At 55.9% G+C, this 20,479-nt stretch carries 14 protein-coding genes and 2 pseudogenes; 5 read left to right on the top strand and 11 right to left on the bottom strand.

Going from position 1 to position 20,479, the window contains the following annotated elements:
- Positions 1-69: 69 nt before the first annotated feature.
- From ACESLM_RS08435 to ACESLM_RS08390, 10 genes and pseudogenes are all read right to left on the bottom strand, one after another.
- The gene (locus tag ACESLM_RS08435) at positions 70-1,902 is read right to left on the bottom strand and encodes a beta-L-arabinofuranosidase domain-containing protein (RefSeq protein ID WP_372631145.1); all 1,833 of its coding nucleotides are present in this window, start codon (positions 1,900-1,902) and stop codon (positions 70-72) included.
- A gap of 4 nt (positions 1,903-1,906) precedes the next feature.
- Positions 1,907-2,176, bottom strand: coding sequence for a glycoside hydrolase family 95-like protein (locus ACESLM_RS08430; protein WP_372631144.1), 270 nt, complete (start codon positions 2,174-2,176; stop codon positions 1,907-1,909).
- 6 nt (positions 2,177-2,182) lie between these two features.
- Positions 2,183-3,265 (bottom strand): annotated as a pseudogene (locus ACESLM_RS08425) (glycosyl hydrolase family 95 catalytic domain-containing protein); the annotation flags it as partial.
- Between the two features lie 44 nt (positions 3,266-3,309).
- A pseudogene (locus tag ACESLM_RS08420) lies at positions 3,310-3,372 on the bottom strand (hypothetical protein); the annotation flags it as partial.
- A 99-nt stretch (positions 3,373-3,471) separates the two neighbouring features.
- Positions 3,472-5,064, bottom strand: a complete 1,593-nt coding sequence (locus ACESLM_RS08415; RefSeq protein ID WP_372631110.1) for an extracellular solute-binding protein — start codon at positions 5,062-5,064, stop codon at positions 3,472-3,474.
- 75 nt (positions 5,065-5,139) lie between these two features.
- Positions 5,140-6,021, bottom strand: a complete 882-nt coding sequence (locus ACESLM_RS08410; protein WP_372631109.1) for a carbohydrate ABC transporter permease — start codon at positions 6,019-6,021, stop codon at positions 5,140-5,142.
- Positions 6,022-6,037: 16 nt separating this feature from the next.
- Positions 6,038-7,021 (bottom strand): ABC transporter permease, encoded by a 984-nt coding sequence (locus tag ACESLM_RS08405; RefSeq protein ID WP_372631108.1) that lies wholly within the window; start codon positions 7,019-7,021, stop codon positions 6,038-6,040.
- Positions 7,022-7,252: 231 nt separating this feature from the next.
- On the bottom strand, positions 7,253-8,077 hold the full coding sequence (locus tag ACESLM_RS08400) for a carbohydrate ABC transporter permease (RefSeq protein WP_372631107.1): 825 nt from the start codon (positions 8,075-8,077) through the stop codon (positions 7,253-7,255).
- A complete protein-coding gene (locus ACESLM_RS08395) occupies positions 8,074-8,946 on the bottom strand; it encodes a carbohydrate ABC transporter permease (RefSeq protein ID WP_372631106.1) in 873 nt (290 codons plus the stop codon). Before ACESLM_RS08395 ends, ACESLM_RS08400 begins: the two co-directional genes overlap by 4 nt.
- Before the next feature lie 89 nt (positions 8,947-9,035).
- Entirely contained in the window at positions 9,036-10,406 is a 1,371-nt protein-coding gene (locus ACESLM_RS08390; protein ID WP_372631105.1) for an ABC transporter substrate-binding protein, read from the bottom strand.
- A gap of 190 nt (positions 10,407-10,596) precedes the next feature.
- On the opposite strand from ACESLM_RS08390, the gene ACESLM_RS08385 reads away from it, so the two are divergent.
- Positions 10,597-12,438 carry a sensor histidine kinase gene (locus ACESLM_RS08385; protein WP_372631104.1) on the top strand — a complete coding sequence of 614 codons (1,842 nt, stop codon included), beginning with the start codon at positions 10,597-10,599 and terminating at the stop codon, positions 12,436-12,438.
- 14 nt (positions 12,439-12,452) lie between these two features.
- Entirely contained in the window at positions 12,453-13,211 is a 759-nt protein-coding gene (locus ACESLM_RS08380; RefSeq protein ID WP_372631103.1) for a response regulator transcription factor, read from the top strand.
- A gap of 28 nt (positions 13,212-13,239) precedes the next feature.
- Here the strand turns inward: ACESLM_RS08380 and ACESLM_RS08375 are convergent, their stop codons facing one another.
- Positions 13,240-15,678 (bottom strand): glycoside hydrolase family 31 protein, encoded by a 2,439-nt coding sequence (locus ACESLM_RS08375; protein WP_372631102.1) that lies wholly within the window; start codon positions 15,676-15,678, stop codon positions 13,240-13,242.
- A gap of 136 nt (positions 15,679-15,814) precedes the next feature.
- Here ACESLM_RS08375 and ACESLM_RS08370 point away from each other — a divergent pair, with 136 nt between their 5' ends.
- The 3 genes from ACESLM_RS08370 (at position 15,815) to ACESLM_RS08360 (ending at position 20,328) form a co-directional block, all read left to right on the top strand.
- Positions 15,815-16,702 (top strand): helix-turn-helix transcriptional regulator, encoded by an 888-nt coding sequence (locus ACESLM_RS08370; protein WP_372631101.1) that lies wholly within the window; start codon positions 15,815-15,817, stop codon positions 16,700-16,702.
- 211 nt (positions 16,703-16,913) lie between these two features.
- A complete protein-coding gene (locus ACESLM_RS08365) occupies positions 16,914-18,728 on the top strand; it encodes a cache domain-containing sensor histidine kinase (protein ID WP_372631100.1) in 1,815 nt (604 codons plus the stop codon).
- Positions 18,721-20,328, top strand: a complete 1,608-nt coding sequence (locus ACESLM_RS08360; protein ID WP_372631099.1) for a response regulator — start codon at positions 18,721-18,723, stop codon at positions 20,326-20,328. Before ACESLM_RS08365 ends, ACESLM_RS08360 begins: the two co-directional genes overlap by 8 nt.
- Positions 20,329-20,479 lie beyond the last annotated feature (151 nt).

The raw sequence follows: 20,479 nt of genomic DNA, 5'->3' as shown, positions 1-20,479 counted from the left end.
TATCGTAACCGTACCACGCACATCGGAATTCCGATAGAGGCGCGTTGCTTCCAGAGCGGGAATCGTAGGCTACCGTGTCGCGCCCTCATAGGCGGCGCTTCCGTCCGCGGCGAAGGAGAAGCGGCGATAAGATGCCGAATCTCCGGACCAATCCCTGTACACGGAGTAAGATTGCTCCTCGACTCGGAACAACGGAATGAATCGGGCCTCGGCCGCCTCTTCGTCTTCGAAGTAGAATTCCACCCGGCCGTCTATCCTCCTGCTTGCGAGCTTCTCGAGAAGATTCCGCTGCGATAGCCCCTTCAACGGTCTGTCGTCCCCGACTCCGGCGAGCAGCACGTTGCCGTACATGAGAGCCGATAGGGCGTCGGAACCCGGAAGCGAGACCAGGTGCAGGGGCGCCTCGATTTCGACGTCGATTCGATCCCCGTCCCGAAACAGACGTTCAATCGAGACGAATCCGCCTTCTCTCCGGAGCTCGATGGCTTCGGAATTAACTTTCACCGACCGGACGGCCGCTTCCCTGAACAGAATCCGAAGCACCGCTGGCTCTTCGGCCTCGATGAACAGCGCGGACGCAAGACTGTCCGGGAAGTCCGTCCGCTGCACGATGCGAATTCCCCTGTCCTTCCACGCGGCCGTCGAGGAAATGAAGGCGTTGAGGAGCACGGCATCACCGTTCCTGAACCATACATTTTTCTGCAGCTCGCTCATGGCATCGATTCCCGACGCGGTACAGCACCAGAAGGAGTCGTACGGCTCGCTGAACTTTTTGAGCGCTTGCCTCCCCATCGGCTGGTGGTACTGGGACAGGCCCGTCTTGGCGCTGGCGCTGTTCAAGACGGCATTGTACTTCAGGGATTCCAGATGCTCCAAATATTCGACTTCCCCCGACCATTCCAACAGCCGCTCGACGATTCTTTCCGTGTTGTGCGCGCAGCAGCTTTCGCTTTCGCCGCCGGTCAGCGCATCCTCCAACCGGCCGTAACCGCCCCAATGCTCCGCTTTCTCCGACACTCCGCCCCGAATGCAAGCCGTAGCCCGGGAACTGTTGTTGCCGTTGGCGAACGTTCTCCCTTTGACGAAATCGTAGAAATGGAGCGCCGCCTTCTTGTAACGCTCTTCTCCCCCGATGCCGTAACGATGCATGGCGGCGATAACCATGGGTAGATGCGCATTGGCATGCAAATCCTCGAGCACGTCCCGGCCGTCCGCTAGCGGCCCGATCCAATAATCCCGATCGAACAGGCGGCCTAGCTCTAGCATTCTCGCGTCGCCGGTCAGATCGTACAACGAATAGAGAGAGTCGCCGATCCCGCCAAACTCGTTCACGGGATTGACCTTCGTACAGCGGAGAATTCCGTCGATCTTCCAGTTGGAGAGCTTCTCGAATCTTCCCTGAACATAAAGAGCCAAGTTGACGGCAAGGTCTAGCGCCTTGGCATTGCGCAAGTAGATATTGCAATCGATCAAGCCCTGCAGGATTTTGTGCAACGTATAATAAGGCGCCCATACGTTCCGGTCTTCCTCGAGTTCCAGAACATCTAGCTTCTCTTCCTCGAAGGCGCTCAAATACCCGTTCGGCCGCGCGCATCGCGCCAAGACGTCGACGATTTCGCCGGCCTTAGCCTTCAAGGTTTCATCCCCGTCGCCATAAGCGAACTTGGCGCACGCGGACAGGAAATGCCCGACGAAATGCCCTCTCAGGCCGCAATCAGTAGCCTCCCAGCCGCCCAAAGGCGCGGCGTCCGACGGGATTCCCGCGTTAAGCTTGAACGTATGCAACAGGCGCTCTAGGTCGAAGTCGCGAATATACGCTTTGACAAGCTCCCTGCGAGAGGCAAAGGCGTCGTCTGTCAGCCTGACTTCATCAAGTCGGAACGATGTGAACAAGGCTTGCATCTCCTTACGGATCATAATGAAACGTTTCGCCGGCCGGCGCGTCGCATCTTGCGGCGCTCTCCTTGTACCGCAGCGTACAGGGTTTGCCGTAAAGGGAACGCACTTCCGCGCCGACCAGCTTCCCGCCCGCCCACCGAATGCCTACTTCGAAGCCTCCGCGAGCGCGCAATCCCGAGACCGAGCCTTCCGTCCACGACGTCGGCAGGGCCGGGAGCAGGTCGATGATATATTCGGCTTTGCCGTTCTCGTAACGAGAGCGGCATTGCAGCAACATCTCCGCAATGCCCGCGGTTCCGCCGAAATTGGCGTCGATCTGCATAGGGAAAGGATCGTGCTGGTTGAGAAGATTCGGGTTGGTTGAACACGCCAGCAGATCGACGAGCCTCTCGTAAGCGGTCTCCCCGTCTCTCAGCCGCGCATGCAGCGCAATGCGCCATGCCGCGGGCCATGCCACGCTTCGTTCCTGGCTCCGGTGGCGAAGCGCGAGGCTTCTGCGTGCCGCTTCGAACACTTCCGGCGTATCCTCCGTAATCTGATTGCCGGGATACAGGCCTTACATATGCGATACGTGTCCATTGGCGTCTTCCGGCCGGTCCCAGTCCTCCAGCCATTCCTGCAATTGGCCGTAACGGCCGATTTGCATAGGGGGTATCCGGCGCAGCGCTTCACGGATTTCGTGTTCGAACGCTCGGTCCTCCCGGTCCCCCCGCAGCAGTTCGATTGCGATCAGACAGCGTTCGAACAAGTCGCGTATCAGTTGCAGATCCATCGTGGATGCGTAAGTCAGATGCCTTCTGCGATCGCGATCGTCCCTGTAGGCGTTCTCCGGCGAATAGGACGGATTGGTGACCAGCAAACCGGCGAACTTGACGCCTTCGGGCGCCTCTACCATATAATCCAGAACGAATCGGGCAGCCTCTCTCATCGCGGGATAGGCGCGCTCCCTCAAGAAGACCAGGTCGGGGTCGTACTCGAAGTGATCCCACAAGTGCTGCACCAGCCAGACGCCGCCCATCGGCCATATGCCCGCATGAATGTCGACCGGCGCAGCGGCTCGCCATAAGTCGGTATTATGATGGACGACGAACCCTCGCGCGCCGTAGTAGGCTTCGGCCGTACGCGCGCCCGTGACGCGCAGATCGTCGATCAGATCGAACAACGGCTCATGGCATTCCGGCAAATTGCCGACCTCCGCCGGCCAGTAATTCATCTGAACGTTAATGTTGGTCGTCCATTTGCTGCCCCATTCCGGCCATTCCTCTTCGTTCCATATGCCTTGGAGGTTGGAGGCTTGGTCGCCCGGCCTGGAGGAAGCGATAAGCAGGTACCGGCCGAACTGAAAATATAGCGCCGCCAGATCTGGATTCGTTCCTTCTCCGTCGCTCCGAACACCATGGCGACCAGCCGCCCGTTGCCGATCGGAAGAGCCTCTCTCCATGTCGCGCCGGGCGAGTCGTATTCCAGCTTCATTCCCTCTCCGCCTTTCCGTTCATCTGCGAGCGATTCGCCGCGACATAGCGTGCAAAGTCCGGCAGGGACGCAAGGAGCGCCTGCCGGACTTTCTTATTGTTATTTCTTGAACAAATCCTTCTTCTTCTGATACGTCTGATTCGCCCAATCCGTCAGACGATTCAGACCGATCTTCTCGGCGTTCTTCACCATGCTCTCGTAGTTGGCCACGGCTTCTTGCTCGGACTTCGCCAGATAAATCTTAACCTTCTCGTTCTTGATCATCTCGTCGATCTTCGTCTTGAGCGTCTTCTCTTCCGAATCCGGCTGCAGCTGGATGAGGCCGAGCTCAGGCTTGTAAATCGTGAACGCTTTTCTTTCCATCAAAGCTTGCGTCTTTTGCGCGCCCGGAACATAGCTCAGCATGCCTTCCGTGACGCCGTCGTTGTACAGGTACCACCATTTGATGCCGTTGCCGTTGACGAAATCAGCGTCGGACGGATCGTATTTCAAGTCCGGATGGCCTTCTTCGTTCCACGTCCAATGCTCGCCCTCAACGCCGAACATTGTCAGCTTCTTGCCCTCGTCGCTTGCGAGGAACTCCAGGAATTTAATCGACGCTTCGGGATCCTTGTTGTTCTTCGTGATGAAGGTGCCCGCGAAGCCCAGCCCGGAGCTGACGGCCTTGGTTTTACTCGAAATCGCGCTCGGCAGCATTTTGAACGTGAACGCTCCGCCGGCGTTTTTGACTTTGATGTTGTCCGTGTCCGCTACGCCGACCGTATGGCTGTGAGCGAACGCTTTGCCGCTGGTCGCGTACTGGTCGTCGATCTGGTCGTTCGTGTAAGCGAAGTTCTCGGCCAGAATGTATCCTTCGCGGTAAAGGCGGTTCATGAATTTGAAGAAGTCCAGCATTTCCGGCTGTCTGATCGCATAGTCGACTTTGCCGTCTCTTTCGTACCAACCGTCAAGTAGACCCTCGACGCCGGACTGTTGCAGGAAGTATTGCTCGATCCAGTCTTTGTCCATAATCAGCGGGATCATGTCCGGATATTTCTGCTTGACCATGCCCAGAACCTTCTCGAAGTTCTCGACGGTGTCGACCGGCGGATTGCCAAGCTCCTTCAGTATATCCTCGCGCACCGCGATGCCGGGGTTGCCGTCGCTGCCGACCGCGTATTTGTTCAGGGCCATTTCCTCTTGGGTCGCGAATGCGTTGCGCACTGTGTAGAAGTTGCCATTATCCATCGTATGAATCGCGATTCTCGTCTTGTCGATCTTGAAGTCCGGCGCGTACTTCGAGATCAGCTCGTTCCACGGATAGGACAGCTTTGAATCGGACAACCGGTCGATGTTTGCATTCGTGAACACCAGATCCGGAAGGTCGCCGGAGGCGATCATCAGCGGAAGCTGCTTGTCGTCGGTCGCGACCGTCACGTTCAACTTGACGCCCGTCTTCTCCGTGATCTTCTCCGCAACCGGGCCCTTCCACTCCTTCACCGGATACCAGGACATATCGATGAACAAAGAAAGCTCCTTCACCTTTCCACCGTTCGCAGGCGATTCGGAGGCTGTCCCGGACGGGGATGCGGTATTCGCATTCGCGCTTTCCTTATTGCCGTCGTTGTTGCCGCCGCACGCCGACAGCAGCGTTGCCGCCATGATGACGATCAGCGACAGGAGCTGCGTCTTCTTCCCTTTATTTCTGTTCAAAGTAACCCCTCCAACAAATGATATTTATATTAAAGCAAGCGCTTTAATATCATGGCAACCTATTAACGTTTTCCATCAACCCTTTACGGAGCCCAACATAATGCCCTGGATGAAAAATCGCTGCAGAAACGGATACACGCATACGATAGGCGCGATCGATACGACCATGGCCGCTACCTGGAGCGAATAGCTGGTGACGCCCGCGGAGGCGCTGTTCGCAATGGCGATGGCGTCCATCGGCGAGTTGCTTTTGTTGATAACCTCCATCATCCGGAAGGCGAGCGTACGCAAGCTCTCCGATTGCACGAAATAAGCGGAGTCCAGCCACGAATTCCATTGACCGACCCCCATGAAAAGCGACATGGTGGCGATCAGCGGCATCGAGACGGGAAGGATGATCCGGTAGAAAATGACCAGCTCGCCGGCCCCGTCGATATGCGCCGATTCCTTCAGCTCGACCGGAATTTCGCGGAAGAACGAAATGGCGATGAGCAGGAAGAACGTGCTCAGCATGGAGGGAATCACGTAGACGCCAAACGTGTTCAGCAGCCCGACCGAGCGCAGCACCACGTAGTACGGAATCAGACCGCCGGAAAAATACATCGCGAAAATAATGATCGTGAAGTAGCTTTTACGAAACAGCAGGTCCCGATGCGACAATCCGTACGCCACCAGACAGGTGAACATGACCCCGAGCGCGGTGCCCGCAAGCGTTCTCACGACGGTCACCAGGAAAGCCCGATACCAGTGGGGATCGTCGAGAAATCTGGCGTAATTCTCGAAGGTAAAGGTTCGCGGCCACAGATAGACGCCTCCGAGAAGCGAATCGGTTCCTTTGTTGAAGGAAAGAATCAGGACGTAATAGAACGGATACAGCATCGACAGCATCATGATGAACAGAAGCGCGTAGACGAACGTATCCATGATGCGATCCTTTTGTTTTTGACTGAGCGGCATGCCCGACCCTCCTTATTTAGAATAGACTTGAGCCCGACGTTCGCTTGGCGATATAGTTGCTGGAGAAGATCAGGATAACGGAAATGACGGACTGGACCAGATCGATCGCGGCCGCATAGGAGAACCTTCCGTCCCGCAAGCCGACCTTGAAGGCATAGGTCTGCACGATCTCCGAGGTCGGGTTGTTAATGCTGTTCCCGAACAGGAATGCCTGCTCGAAGTTCGAGCCGACCAGCCCCCCGCCCAGTATGCTTCCGATCGTCAGAATGAGAACGACGACGATCGTTCCTTTCATGCCGGGAAACGTAATGTGCCGAATGCGAGCCAGGCGTCCGGCTCCGTCGATCTGCGCCGCCTCGTACAGCGACGGGTTGATGCCGGCGATCGCGGCCAGGAAGATGATCGTCCACCAGCCCATTTCCTTCCACACGGCGCTTCCGACCGCGAGTCCCCAGAAATAATCGGGGTTGGTCAGAATGTCCAGCGGCTTGTCGATCAGGCCGAGTCCGAGAAGGGCCTTGTTGACCATCCCGACGTCTGTCGACAGGAAGGCGAAAGCGATGCCGACGACGACGACCCACGAGATGAAATGCGGCAAATAGCTGACCGTCTGCACGAAGCGCTTGTATCGCAAGTTCTTGACTTCGTTCAATAGAATTGCCAGCAGGATCGGGGCCGGAAACGCGAAAATGACTTTAAGGAAGCTCAACACCAGCGTGTTGCGAACGATCGTCCCGAACTGATAGTCGTTCACGAACTCGTCGAAGTGCTTTAACCCGACCCACTCGCTCGTAAAGATTCCCTTGATCCCCATGGAAATGGAATAATTTTTGAAAGCCATAAGAATGCCGAACATCGGCGTATAGGCGAAAATCAATAAGAAAATCATGCCGAGCCCGACGAACAAATGCAGCGTTTTTTGCTTTTTGAACCGCTTCCAAAACTGCGCCTGCCCCGCGCTCGTTCCGGCGGCTCTCGTTACCCGCGTATCCAGTTCCATATCTGCTCCCCCTTCGCCTTAAGTGTACCTTTCGGGAAGGTAGCGTTGAAAGCCAACATTCTTAAGAAAGCGTTGTCATTTTTAAAGATTGTCGATTATCGCTAATTCGGCGCGCGCAAAGAAGCCATCGGTCCGGTCTAACCGGCCCGATGGCTTCGTGCGTATCCGTCATTAAGCCAGCATCGGCTAAAAGGGAAGCGCATTTCCGTATTTTTCCCGATTGAGCCCCCCTCAACCTTTCACCGAGCCGCTGGTCATACCCGAAATAATGAAGCGCTGCCCGAGCAAGTATACGACCACGACCGGCAGAATCGTCAGCAGGATATCCGCGCTGACCAAGTTCCAGGACTGCTGGAACTGTCCGAAGAAGTTGTATACCGCCAACGTCATCGGCCACTTACTCGCGCTGTTCAAGTAGTAGAGCGGAAGCAGAAATTCGTTCCACGTATTGAGGAATGAAAGGATAAATACCGTTACCGCCGCGGGCTGAAGCATCGGAAAGATAACGGAGAAATACAGCCTTTGGGGACCGCACCCGTCGATGACGCCCGCTTCGTCCAGTTCCTTCGGAATGCCGCCGATAAAGCCGTACAGAATAAACACGCTGAACGGAATCTGGGTCACCATGTACAGGACGACGATGCCCGCTCTCGTATTGATCAGCTCCGTCCACTTCATCACGTCGATCAGCGTGAAATAATTGATCGGTAGTGCAATGCCGAGCAGAATAAACAGAAAGAGAAAACGATTCAGGCGCGTTTTGTTGCGGGACAGCGAGTAGGCGGCCATGGACGAGAATAAGATGCACAGCGCCGAGGCCAAGCCGGAATAGAGCAAGCTGTTAAGGAAGGATTGGCCCAGCTTCCCCTTCTCCACGACGACGGAAAAGTTGTCGAAGGCCAGCGTCTTCGGCAAATGAAAGCTCATGGACGAAGCTTCGGGAGCCGTCTTCAAGCCGTTAATCACGATGAGCAAAATCGGAATAAGGCAAACGAGGCTGAACAGCCCGACCGCGATATTCATCAGGATCGATTTAAGCCGTTTAGTCATGTTCATCCGGTCTGTTCCTCTCTGGACATCAGCCTGACGGCAAAATACCCCAACGCCGCCATCGCGATAAACAACACGGTAATCAAGGCCGTCCCCACGCCGTAGCTCCCGAGGGTGAACTGACTAAACACCTGGGTATACACCACTTCCGTCGCATAGCCTGGGCCTCCGTTCGTCAGCACGTACACCGTATCGAATACTTTGAGCCCGTACAGCAGATTGAGCACCGTCGTTACCGTTAAGGACGGCATGAGCAGCGGCAGCGTAATCTGCTTGAACTTCATCCAGGCACCGGCCCCGTCAATATCGGCTGCCTCGTAATACGAATGCGGGACCGCCTGCAAGCCGGCCAGCAAAATCACCATAATATAGCCTGCGCCCTTCCATACGTCGACCGCGATAATCGATTTGAACGCCCAACGAATGTCGGTCAGCCAATGCTGTGTCCATTGCTCGAGCCCTACCGCCCGCAAAGCCTCGTTGATCAAGCCGTATTGCGGTTCGAACACCGATTTGAAAATAATCCCGACGACAAGCATCGGAATGATCGAAGGCATGAAGAGGATGACGCGATGCAGATTTTTGAATTTGATCCCCTTGTTTACAAGAACGGCCAGCAGCAAGCCGAAAACCGTCTTCAGGACAATCGTGGAGACCGTGAACACCAGCGTATTTTGAATGCCGTGCATGTAATTTTCATCCTTGGAGAAGATCGTCTTGAAATTGTCCAGGCCGACGAAGTTAATCTCTCTCGTGAAGCTGCTCCAGTCGGTTAAGGAGTAGTACAGCCCCATCAGACTGGGGACGACTGCAAAAACAACATAGAAGCCCAATGCGACGGCAATAAAATAAAACGGATACATTCGCTTGCTCATGGTTCAATTCCCCGTTCTTCTTCAAACTAAGCATGAAGGGACGGGAGGCCCGGAATCGAGCCTCTCCGTCGTTCGACGCTCCTGGTGCTTTATTGCCAATTCGGATCCTTCGCGGCTTTGGCTTGCTGAGCCCGCCTCTTGTCGATGCTCTTGAGGACGTCCTTCGCGGTCATCTGATTGCTGATCATGGCCGTCATATCCTTGCCGATGTCCATCCATTGCGGATTCAAATAGTTGATGGCCGTCTGGTAGACGGTTCCCGTCTTCATCCCGTACGCATCGAAGAACGCTTTTTGTTCGGCGTTGTATTTCGCTTGCACGCCGGAGAAATTCAGCGCCGTGAATTTCGGCTCGTTGTCCAGCAGGTATTGGAGATTTTCCTGCTCCGTCAGGAACGAGAAGAACATTTTCGCTTCTTCGACGTGCTTGGAGCTGCTGGAGATGAACTTGCTCGGCGCCGCGGGATTGACGTTCAAGGACTGATTATCGTTCAGCGGGATCGGGAAAAATCCGTAATCCTCCGCGCTGCTGCCCGGAACCGCATTCTCGATCTGGGCAGGCAAGCCGATGTTGTAGACCGTCATCGCATATTTGCCTTCAGCCATATTTTTCTCCGTGTCGGCGTAGGTGTTGGAAAGCGCGTTGTCGCCGAAGTATCCCTTCTGCACCAGCTCGTTGAATTGATTCAGCGCCTGCTCGAGCACCGCGGAACTCTCGAAGGTCTGCTCGTTGGAGATCAGCCTGTCGGCCAGACCGGGGTCCTGCTCCTCATAGCGGACGCCGAGCTCGGGAAACCACAGTACGTGATGCCAGCCGTCGGAGACCGGCTCATAGATCGGGGTAATTCCGGACTTCCGAATGGCTTCGCACGCCTGAAGGAACTCGTCGTACGTCCGGGGAACGCTCAGGCCGAGGTCGTTGAAGATTTTCTTGTTGTATACGACGATCCAGCTCGAGCTCGGATCCCAGATCGTCAGCCCGTACACCTTCGAATTCCACGTTGCCTGCTCGATGAACAGCGGATCCTCTCGTTGCACCCATTCCTCGCCCGACAGGTCAACCGCGTTATTCTCTACGTCGTAGAGCAGGCCCAGATCGAACTTGCCGCTCTGCCCTCCGAAAATATCCGGCGCCTCTCCCGCTGCAAGCTTGGCTTTCAGAACGTTGAAGTACTGATCCGAAGGCACGATCTGGTAATCGATACGGATGCCCGTCTGCTCTTCGAATTTCTCGGCGAGCTTCATTTCCGGATCCTTGATCCAATCCTGGCTGGCCAGATAGGACAGCGTTACGTCCCTCTTCTGCGGCGCGGCGCTCTCCGTCGCGCTCGCACTTGCGCTCGGAGCAACGGAGCTCTGAGGCGAGGCTTCCTGATTGCGATCGGCGCCGGAGCCCCCGCAGGCGGTGAGCAGCCCGCCTGTCAGGCCAAGCGTCAGGAACAAGCTCATGGCTTTCTTCATGCCTAACTCCCCTTCGTCTACATTTTGTAACCGTATTCAATTGGTACAGAATTCATTATAGTTAAGCGTTGCCATTCACTCCATGCAGATGTTTGTGCGTTTTGTTGTACTATTTTTCCGGGAGTTGACAACGCCTTCCCGATGGGTGCACAATGAGTAACAATTCTTATGGAAAACGGGTGAGCGATCGTTGTTCCGGAAACCGAGTTCCATCCGCTCCATTTTGTTTCTAACGTATTCTTCAATTATCGTGGCCGGCATCGCGATCATTTTCGCGCTGTTTTATTTGTGGTCGTCGAACCAGCTGAAAATGCAAGCCTTCAACGCCATCTCCGAGCTGTCGGCGTCGCTGCAAAAGCAATTGGAACTGGAAGTGCAGAAGCTGGATTCCGTATCGGTCAGCATCCTGTACTCGAATTTGATCTCGGATCGCATTCTGGAGTTCGAAACCTTGGCTTCGGAAGGAGCCTCTCCCTCCCCGAGCGAACCGAATATGAACCCCCTCCGCAAGCCGCAGACGGACCTGTACGATATTCTCGTCGCCCTCGTCGGGCCGTCTTATCCGGTTCAGCAGGTGTACCTCCACCTGTTTTCCGGCCTTTCGATCGGCGTCGGGTTCGACAACAGCCAGAAGGAGCTGGAGGTCGGCGAGCAGATCTGGTACGACGAGGTCATGCGCGACAAGAAGAAGAAGGTGCTGATGCTGACGCAATCGGGGAGCGGCGCGGCTAACGCAACCAACAGCGCGTCGTTGTCCCTGTTTCGTTATTTTTCCGATAAATACGATGCGCCGCGAGGCATTGCGGAGGTCAAGCAGAGCTACAACAAGGTGTTCGGCGGCTTCAACCAGTTGGCCCGGAACAACCCTTCTCTCGAGCAGGTGCTGGTCTATACGAATTCGGGAGAGATCCTGTACCCCTATTCGCATTCCGAACAGGATCTGCTCACCGTACAAGGCCTGCTGAGCGAGGGCTCCGGCGTCTCCTTCGACAAGCGGGTCTATCTCGACGACCCGGAGACGAACGACAAGCTGCTGCTGACGCTTAAGCATTCCGAGCTGACGGATTGGAACCTGGCGGTCATGATTTCCAACAAAGCGCTGCTGGCGCCGCTGAACCACTTCACCCGTCTGGCGCTGCTCGTTACGCTGGTCATTCTTGCTTTTCTGATCGTGCTGTCGTATTTCGCTTCCAAGAAAATCACGAGCCCTCTGAACGCGCTGAACAGAACGATCAAGTCAATGAACCTGGAGTCGATCGTGTCCGGCCCCGCCGCCGAGCTGAACAGCGGCCTCAACGAGTGGGATCGGCTTCACGCGTCGTTCATCAAAATGAATGCCAGGTTGAAGGATTCGTTCGACCAGTTGCTGCTGGCCCGGACGCAGGAAATGCAAGCGAAGATGACGGCGCTCCAGTCCCAGATGAATCCTCATTTCCTGTATAACTCCCTCGCGACGATCAGCGCCATGGCTTACGAAAGAATGCACGATGAGATCATCGCCATGTGCGACAATCTGTCGGACATGATGCGCTACATTGCCGACGACGAAGACGGGCCGGTCGACATCCGCACGGAAATCAGCTATACCGAGACGTATCTCGGCTGCATGAAGCTTCGCTACGGCGACATGCTCGTCAGCGCCATGGAGCTGGATTCCTCCCTTCGGCAAATTCAAATTCCGAAAATCATCATTCAGCCCCTTGTTGAAAACGCATTAAAATACGGAACGAAAACGAGCCCTCCCTGGCAAATCTCAGTCCGGGGAAAGATCGCGGACAACCGCTGGATCGTCGAAGTGGAGGATAACGGACCGGGCTTCGACGAACACGAGCTTGCGAGCTTCTACGAGCAGGTCCGGGATATCGAACGGACCCAGGTGCTGCCGGCGCTGAGACTTCACGGAATGGGACTGCTTAACGTCTATATTCGGTTAAGGCTGCACTACGGCAGCCAGATGCATTTTCAGATCCGCAATCTGCCCGGACGAGGCGCGGTCGTCTCCATCGGAGGCCCGCTGCTCGCCAAAGGTTAAAGGGGGATTCCCGCTTGAACGAAATCAACATCGTCATCGCCGAAGACGAGCCGCTGCTGCTGAGAACGCTTGTCCGCCAAATCCAGGAGGCCGATCCGCTGTTCCGGGTCGTCCTGGCCGCGCCCGACGGGGAAAGCGCCCTTCGGTTCCTGCATGATCGGCAGGTTCCCGACATCCTCATTACGGATATTCATATGCCCGTTCTGGACGGCATCGGTTTGATCCATGCCGTAGAACGGGCGTATCCGGCAGTCAAAAAAATCGTCATCAGCGGCTACGGCGAGTTCGAATACGCCCGGCAGGCGCTTAAAATGAACGTAATCGACTACATGCTGAAGCCGGTCAAAAAAAAGGATTTGGAGGACCTGCTCTCGCGGCTCAAAATCCGGATCGCCGGCGAAAGATCCGCCGTGAAGTCACTGAGCCCGCTATCGAACAGGCAATATACGGCCGAGGAAATCGTCAAATCGGTCGAGGAGTTCATCAAGGCGAATTACGCCGGAGATATCAGTCTGGAGGAGGTGGCCAAGCGCTTTAACATCAACGCGCCCCATCTGAGCAAAATCTTCCTGAAATACGCAGGCGAGTCGCCGTCCAAATATATGATGTCCCTCCGCATGAACGAAGCGAAGCATCTGCTGTCCCTGAAGAACGAGCTTACCGTGAAGGAGGTCGGGGAAGCCGTCGGCTACCCCGATCCGTTCTACTTCAGCCGGATTTTCAAGCAATTCACCGGTATGACCCCGACCGAATACAAAAGCCGGCTCGCCTGATCCAGCTCCGCGACCTCGAGATTGCAATTCATGCGAAAGTCGTTTCTATGCGCTTGCCGGTATAACGAATTCTGCGGATCTCGTGTGCGGGTGCGGAGCCGCCGGAGCCCGGAGCCGCTATCAGATGCAGCTCGATATCCCGCATCGGGTTCATGCCGGGATATTCGCCTTGCCGTTCGCCGATCGTGAATCGTCTGCCCTCGTCGTCCCACTCCATGGACGTCAGGGCGAAATCCCCCTTCTCGTAGCCGTAGCCGTCCCCCTCGTCCTCGTAATAGGCGAACGAGCCGTTCCGGCCGGCGTAGATCCGGATATGCAGCGGCGCCGCGACGTCGTCTCCCGAATGCTGCGCGTCGCCGCCCATCGGCACGATCGAGCCGGAACGGACGTACAACGGAATGCGATCCAGCGGCGCCTCGGCTTCCAGCACCTGCCCCCCTTCGAAGGCCCGGTGGGTCCAAAAGTCGAACCACTGGCCGCCCTGCGGCAAATAGACGCTTCTCGTTCTGTCGACGCCCTCCAGAGGGACGGAGCCGCTCTCGTAATACATCGGTCTCGTCACGGGGTTCACAAGCAGAGCGGGTCCGAACATAAACTGGTCGCCGATGTCGTAAGTGCGGGGATCGTGCCTGAAATCGAACGCCAGCGCTCTCGTCAGCGTATAGTCGTCCCGATGCACCCGGAAGGCCAGCGAATAGATGTACGGAAGCAGCCGGTAACGCAGGCGCAGGAACGCGTCCAGCGCGTCGTAGAACGGCTCTCCCGGCTCCCCGAAGCGCCACAATTCGCGCGGCGTATCGGTGCCGTGCGAGCGGAACATCGGCAGGAAGGCGCCGAATTGGAACCACCGCACATACAGCTCCCGATACCCCAGATCCTCGACGCCTTCGTCGTAGTCTCCGCTCCAGAACCACAGCTCCGGCTTGTTGCGAACGAAGAAGCCGCCGATGTCCGTCGTCCAATAGGGAGAGCCGCTGGAGAAGAAGTTTAGCCCGTCCGGAATCTGCTTGCGCAGGGTGTCCCACGTGGCGCAGACATCGCCCGACCATGTAATCGTGCCGTAGCGATGCTGTCCGGCGTAGGCGGAACGGGTCAGGTTGACGACCCGCTTGCGGTCGGTCGCGCCGCGCTGTCCCTCGTAGAGTCCCCGGGAATGCAGCAGCGAATAGGCGTTGATCCGCCCGGGGTCCAGATAAAGCTTGGACTCCTCGGTATTGATGAGCAGCCGCTCCTCCGGATCGGGCTTGACGGCGCCCTTCCAGTCCGCCTCGAAGGGCTCCGTGCAGTCGCACCACCAAGCATCGACGCCCTTGGAGAACAGCCCTTCGTTCGCCTGCTTCCAGTATAGTCCGCGGGCTTTTTCCTGGAAAGCGTCATAGGTCGCGCGATTGCCCAGCAGGCAGCCGTGCTCGGTCATCTCCTTGTGGTTGTCGCTGTCCGGATTCATGATGGGCCAGACGGAAACCATCAACCTGGCATTCAGCCGGTGCAGCTCCTCCATCATGCCTTCGGGATCGGGAAACCTGTCCGGGTCCAGCGTCTTCTGTCCCCACAGCTCTCCGGTCCAGGATTTCCAGTCCAGTACGATGCAGCCAAGGGGAAGCCCGCGCCGACGGTATTCCGTTACGACTTCGATCAGCTCCTGCTGGGATTCGTACCTTTCCTTGGACTGCACGTACCCGAACGCCCATTTCGGCAGCATCGGCGCCTTCCCCGTCAATGAACGGATGCCGTGCACCACCTCGTCCAGCTCGGGACCGAATACGAAATAGTAATCCAGCTCGTCGTCCGCCTCCGTGGACAAATAGGACCCGAAATCGTCGTCGCGGAACTTCATGAGCGAATAGCTGTCCACGAGAATGCCGTAGCCTCGGGTCGATACAAGGACGGGGACAACCGCTTTCATATTTTGCTGATACAGGTATTGATGCTTGCCTCGCAAATTGAACATGCCTTCCTCATGGGAACCTAGGCCGTACAATGCCTCGCCTTCGGCCCATTCGAACGCCAGCCGGGTCCGGTAAGCCTTCCTGTCCGCGATATTGCCGACCTTGCCCGCCCTGACTCTCAGCCCGTCCGCTCCCTGCCCGGTTTCGAGACCGGCGCTATCGTCGAACACGGCTTTCATGACTTCGATCGGGTCCAGCGTTTTACCGCCGCGGGAAGGCTCCTTCGCCAGCAATTCCCCTTGCGCGTCGTAATACGCGAAAGCGGAGGTGCGCTTGTCGATCCGCACCGTCAATCGGGACGTCCGCAAGCTCACGTCCTCCTCCCAGTCGTCTACCGAAAACTCGACGCCGGCTTCCGGACCGCGAATGATCATCAGACTCTCCGCCAAGCCGAAATCCGGCTCCAGCGTGTACTGAACACGAACGATGCCGTCCGAATAGGGCGTCAGCTTCATTCTTCCGTTCGAGGTTTCCAGCAAGAGTCCGTCCGGCATGCGGACGGCGTTCGAGACCCTCATGTTTGCTCCTCCTTTATCCGACGGGCACGAAAAGCCTCCCGTCCTTATAAGGAACATGATATTGCGATTATGAGGTATAATCTAACTTAATATTGCTTTGAATTAGCGCAATATTGATCGCAAGGAGGTCAGACCATTGCTGGAATACCGCTTCCGCGAGAAAGCCGTTCACGGCTCCTCCAAATTTGCGTTCGCCGTCTATCACGTCGACTACGAGCGCGGCCATCCGCAAATTCTTCCGCTCCATTGGCATGAGGAGATCGAGGTGATCTATATCCGCAGAGGGAGCGGCATCTTCACCGTTAGCCACGCCGAATACGCCGTCGGGGCGGGCGACTGCGTCGTCGTCAATTCGGGCGAGCTTCATTCGGGCAGCTCGCACGCGCCCGAAGGCTGCTCCTACAGCGCGATCGTGTTCAAGCTTTCCTCGCTGTCGAGCCTTCAACCGGACCGGTGCCAGGACTATTTGAACCCCCTGCTGACAGGAGCTTATCTGTTCCCCCCTCTGATTCCGGGACACCAGGCCGCATTGCGCGGTCTGATCGAAGGGCTGATCGAGGATGACCGCGTACGGGAGCCGGGCTTCGAGCTGCTGCTTAAAGGCCAATTGCTGCAGTTTATCGCCCGGATTTACCCGCATCTGATCCCCAGAAGCCGGTACGATCGGGAGCTGGCGAGAAAACGCCAGAAGTGGGACAACATCATCCCCGTTCTGGGCTATATGGATGCCCGCTACAAGCTGGCGATCACCTTGGAGGAGTTGGCCGGCATCGCCTCGGTGTCTCCCTCCCACTTCTGCCGCCTCTTCAAGGAGCTAACGGGACTGAGGCCGCTGGAATACCTGAATCTGCTCCGCGTGAACAGCGCGGCGGTGCTGCTTCAAACGGGCTCCTGCAGCGTGCTCGACGCCGCTCTGGAAAGCGGGTTTCAGCATTTGAGCTATTTCTCCAAGCAGTTCAGAAAGCATATGCAGATGACTCCGTCCGAGTACAAGTCGCGCTACGCAGGCGAACAGCCGCTGTAGCCGAAAAAATGGGACGGGAAGCCCCGGCCCGGCAGTTTATGGCTACAGCCTATTAACATAAGCGTTCATGCGCTCTGAATCGACGAGATGAGCGGCATTCTTACGCGGGAACGTCAGTGACGCCGCTATCACACGCTGCCTAACAGAGGGTTGTGCTCTCCCGCCCGAAAGCGCATAATGGAATAAATTTGTTATAAAGGAAGGCATTTCGATGGGGTGGATTTCGCAATCGTTCAGCGGGATCTCGATTAAAAACAAAATTTTCATTGCCGCTATTTTCATTATCGTTATCTCCATTACCACGCTTGCCGTCTTCGCCAACCTCGTATCTCAGAACGCCATTATCGAGAAAGCGGAAAACAACTCGTCGCGGGAGCTCGTGCTCATCGAGAACAATCTGCACACTTTGATCTCGACCGTGGAAGACTATTCGAAAATACTGGCTACCGATTACAGATTGCAAAGCGAGCTGTACAACGACTTTCTAAACGGTCAGGACGTCTCCGCCTCTCGCTCGGCAGGCGGGCTGGAAAATTTGTCGATGAAGAAAACGCTTTCGGAGGTCATCAGCAATATCGTCGAGCCCAATACCAATATTAAAGCGGCAAGCATTCTGACCGCGAACCGCCAATGGGTCGACGTAGGCTTTGCCGATAACGACTTCGCGGCACGCTTGTTCGGGACCAGTCTCGAAGGCCGTTCCAATGTGCCGATCTGGACGGGGCTGTTGGATTTCAAGTTTCGTTATGAAGGGCATGAGCCCGTATTTGCCGTGACGAAAACCGTCATTCATAAGGATACCGGGAAATCGATCGGATTGGTCGTTCTGTACGTGAAGGAAGCCGTTATCGCATCCATTTATCAACGGGAGATGAACTATAAAGGCGGCAAGTTTTTTATTCTGGAGAAGAGCGGGAAAATCATCTCCTCTCAGGACAAAGAGAATCTGCACCGAAGCTTCGACGAGGCGGCCTCCATCTCGGATTTGGAATTGAACGGGGACAACGCAAGCTTTATTCATGCCGGAGAAGACGAGACGGTGCTCGTGTCGACCAACCCGTTCGAGCCTTTGCAGTGGACGATTGTAAGCGTTCTCCCTATAGATGAAATCACGGCGGAACGCAAAGAGATCAATCAAGTCATCCTTCGCATCGGCACGCTGTGCTTGTTGCTGGCGCTGGCCGTAGCGTTTCTGTTATCGCGCTCCATCACGAGGCCGATCCTTCGGCTTGCCAAGACGATGAGGGATATTCGGAACGGACGGCTGAACGTCCGAAGCTTGTATCGGTCCGAGAACGAAATCGGATATTTAAGCGACGGATTCAACAATTTGATGGACCGGATCGAAGCGTTGATGGCCGAGAACGTAGAAGAACAGAGGACGAAAGCGGAGATCGAGTTTAAGCTGCTTCAAGCTCAACTGAAGCCCCATTTTCTGTACAATACGATCGAAACGATCCTGTCGCTTGTCAAGCTGGATATGAAGTCGGAAGCGGCCGCCGCCGCGAAGGGATTGGCCGATTTCTATAAAATCTCCTTAAGCAAAGGCAGCGATATCATTACGATAAGAGAGGAGATGCAATTAACGCAAAGCTATTTGCAAATCCAGCAATTGCGCTACGTGGAGTATATGGAATCGAAGCTGGAGATTGACGATGAAATCTTGGGCTGCCCGATTCCGAAGCTGACGCTGCAGCCGATCGTGGAGAACGCGATCTATCACGGACTCAAGAGGAAAACGGAAAAGGGCTTGCTGCGGATTGTCGGCTACCGGCACGAGGACGAGGTCCGGATTGAGATTGTGGACGACGGAGCGGGGATGGAGGCAGAGCAAATCAAGGCCATCCTGCAGGAGGGCGGCAGCCAGGGCGAAAGGAGCAGCTTCGGGGCCAAAAGCGTTCATAACCGAATCCGAATCCTATACGGAGACCGCTACGGACTGGAAGTGGAGAGCGTTATCGGCGAATACACGAAGGTCGTCATTCATTTGCCGTTCGTACAGCCTAAGGAGGTGCGACATGCTTAACGTGTTGATTGTCGATGATGAATATTACTTTAGACAAGCCTTGAAGGTATCGCTTCCTTGGGAGGCATTGGGCTTTCGCCTCGCCGGAGAAGCGAAGAACGGCAAAGAAGCGCTCGCGCTGCTGGCCGAGATCGAACCGGACGTCGTATTGGTCGATATCAATATGCCCATCATGGACGGGATGGAATTGATTCGGAATGCCAGGCTAGACGAATCTGCGGCGAAATTCATCGTGCTGACGGGACACAGCGAATTTGCGTACGCCAAGCAGGCCGTCCAGCTCGGCGTGTTCAATTACGTGCTCAAGCCGATCGACGAGAATGAATTGCGAAGCTCCTTACTCGATCTCAAGGCGCTTATTCAGAAGGAGCGGTCCGTGAGCCTGGAGCTCGAGAGCCTGAAGCGGCAGGCGGAAGAGAGCATGCCGGCGGTGAGGGATCGGCTGCTGAACGAGTGGCTCCAGGGCAGCTGGGACAGAGCTCCCGCGTCCGTCGCCGAACGGCTGCGGGATGCGGGGATCGAATTGAGCGCTCCGTTCTATCGAGTCGTCGTGATCTACTTCGACGAGAACGAGCCGACCGATTCCGAAGAGGGCAGCACGGTTCGCCGGCACGCCATTCGGGACATTGCGGAAGGGACGATGCCAAGCCGCGACTCCCTGGCCGGCTGTTTCGATTCTCAAGATCGTTTTGCGATGATCGTTGGGAGCTCCGAGGAATCGAACGTAAGCTTCGAGCCGATCCTGGCAGGTCTTCTCCGGACCGTCCGGACGACATTAGGGACTACGGTAACGGTCGGCGTCGGCAACGGTTATCCTGGATTCGCGAATCTATCGGTTTCCTATAAAGAAGCGGTATTCGCTCTGAGGCATCGGTTCGTCCGGGGAGGCGATCAGGTCATTCCTTATTCCGCGGTCGCCGAGTCCGGAATGAAGGGAAGCTTGTTCTCCGTCGAGAAGAGAAGCGGCCTTCTGATGTGCATGCGAATCGGTAATCTATCCGAGACGGAGGCCTGGCTTGCCGATTTCTTTCAAAATGCGCGCCATGGAAGCGCGACCATGGAAATGCTGCTCGTGGCCAGCCTGGAGATCGTGTCGACCTGTCTGGAGTTTCTGGGAGAGACGTCGCTCGGATTTGAGCAGGTGTTTCCGCATACTCCCCGCCCCGATCTCATGCAGCGCATTCAGGAGATGAGCTCGTTCGACGAGCTGGAAAGCTGGATCCGCAGCCTGATCTTCAAGGTCATGGAGCAGGTGCACGGCAATAAAAAATCGAGAGCGCTCAAAGTCGTGGAGGAAGTGAAGCGTTATATCCAAACGCATTACGGAAACGAGGAGCTGAGAATCGAAGATATCGCGAAGAGCGTGCATATGAATTACAACCATCTTTGCTACGTGTTTAAGAAGGAAACCTCGACGACGATCAACGACTACTTGACCGAGGTTCGCATCTCCAAAGCGAAGGAGCTGTTCGACCGGGGAGAGAAGGTCGTTCAGTCCATCGCAAGTCGGGTCGGGTATGCGGATGCGAATTATTTCGGCAAGTGCTTCAAGCGATATATCGGAATCACCCCCGGCAAGTACGTGAAGAACGTCGACTAATCCGGTTCGGACGGAGGCGCTGCGAGACTCTTTTACGAGGCTTGCAGCGCCTTTTTGGCAATCCCCCTACAAAATTCCTCCCCGACGAAGAATAATCTCTGTATTTAATTGACGGGGAATCCTACAATGAATTCAGGTTTGATACCGCTTT

The sequence above is a fragment of the Cohnella sp. genome (assembly GCF_041641335.1).
Lineage (GTDB): Bacteria > Bacillota > Bacilli > Paenibacillales > Paenibacillaceae > Cohnella.
The sequence above is the reverse complement of the archived record's forward strand: the minus strand, read 5'-3'. Positions and strand labels throughout refer to the sequence as shown.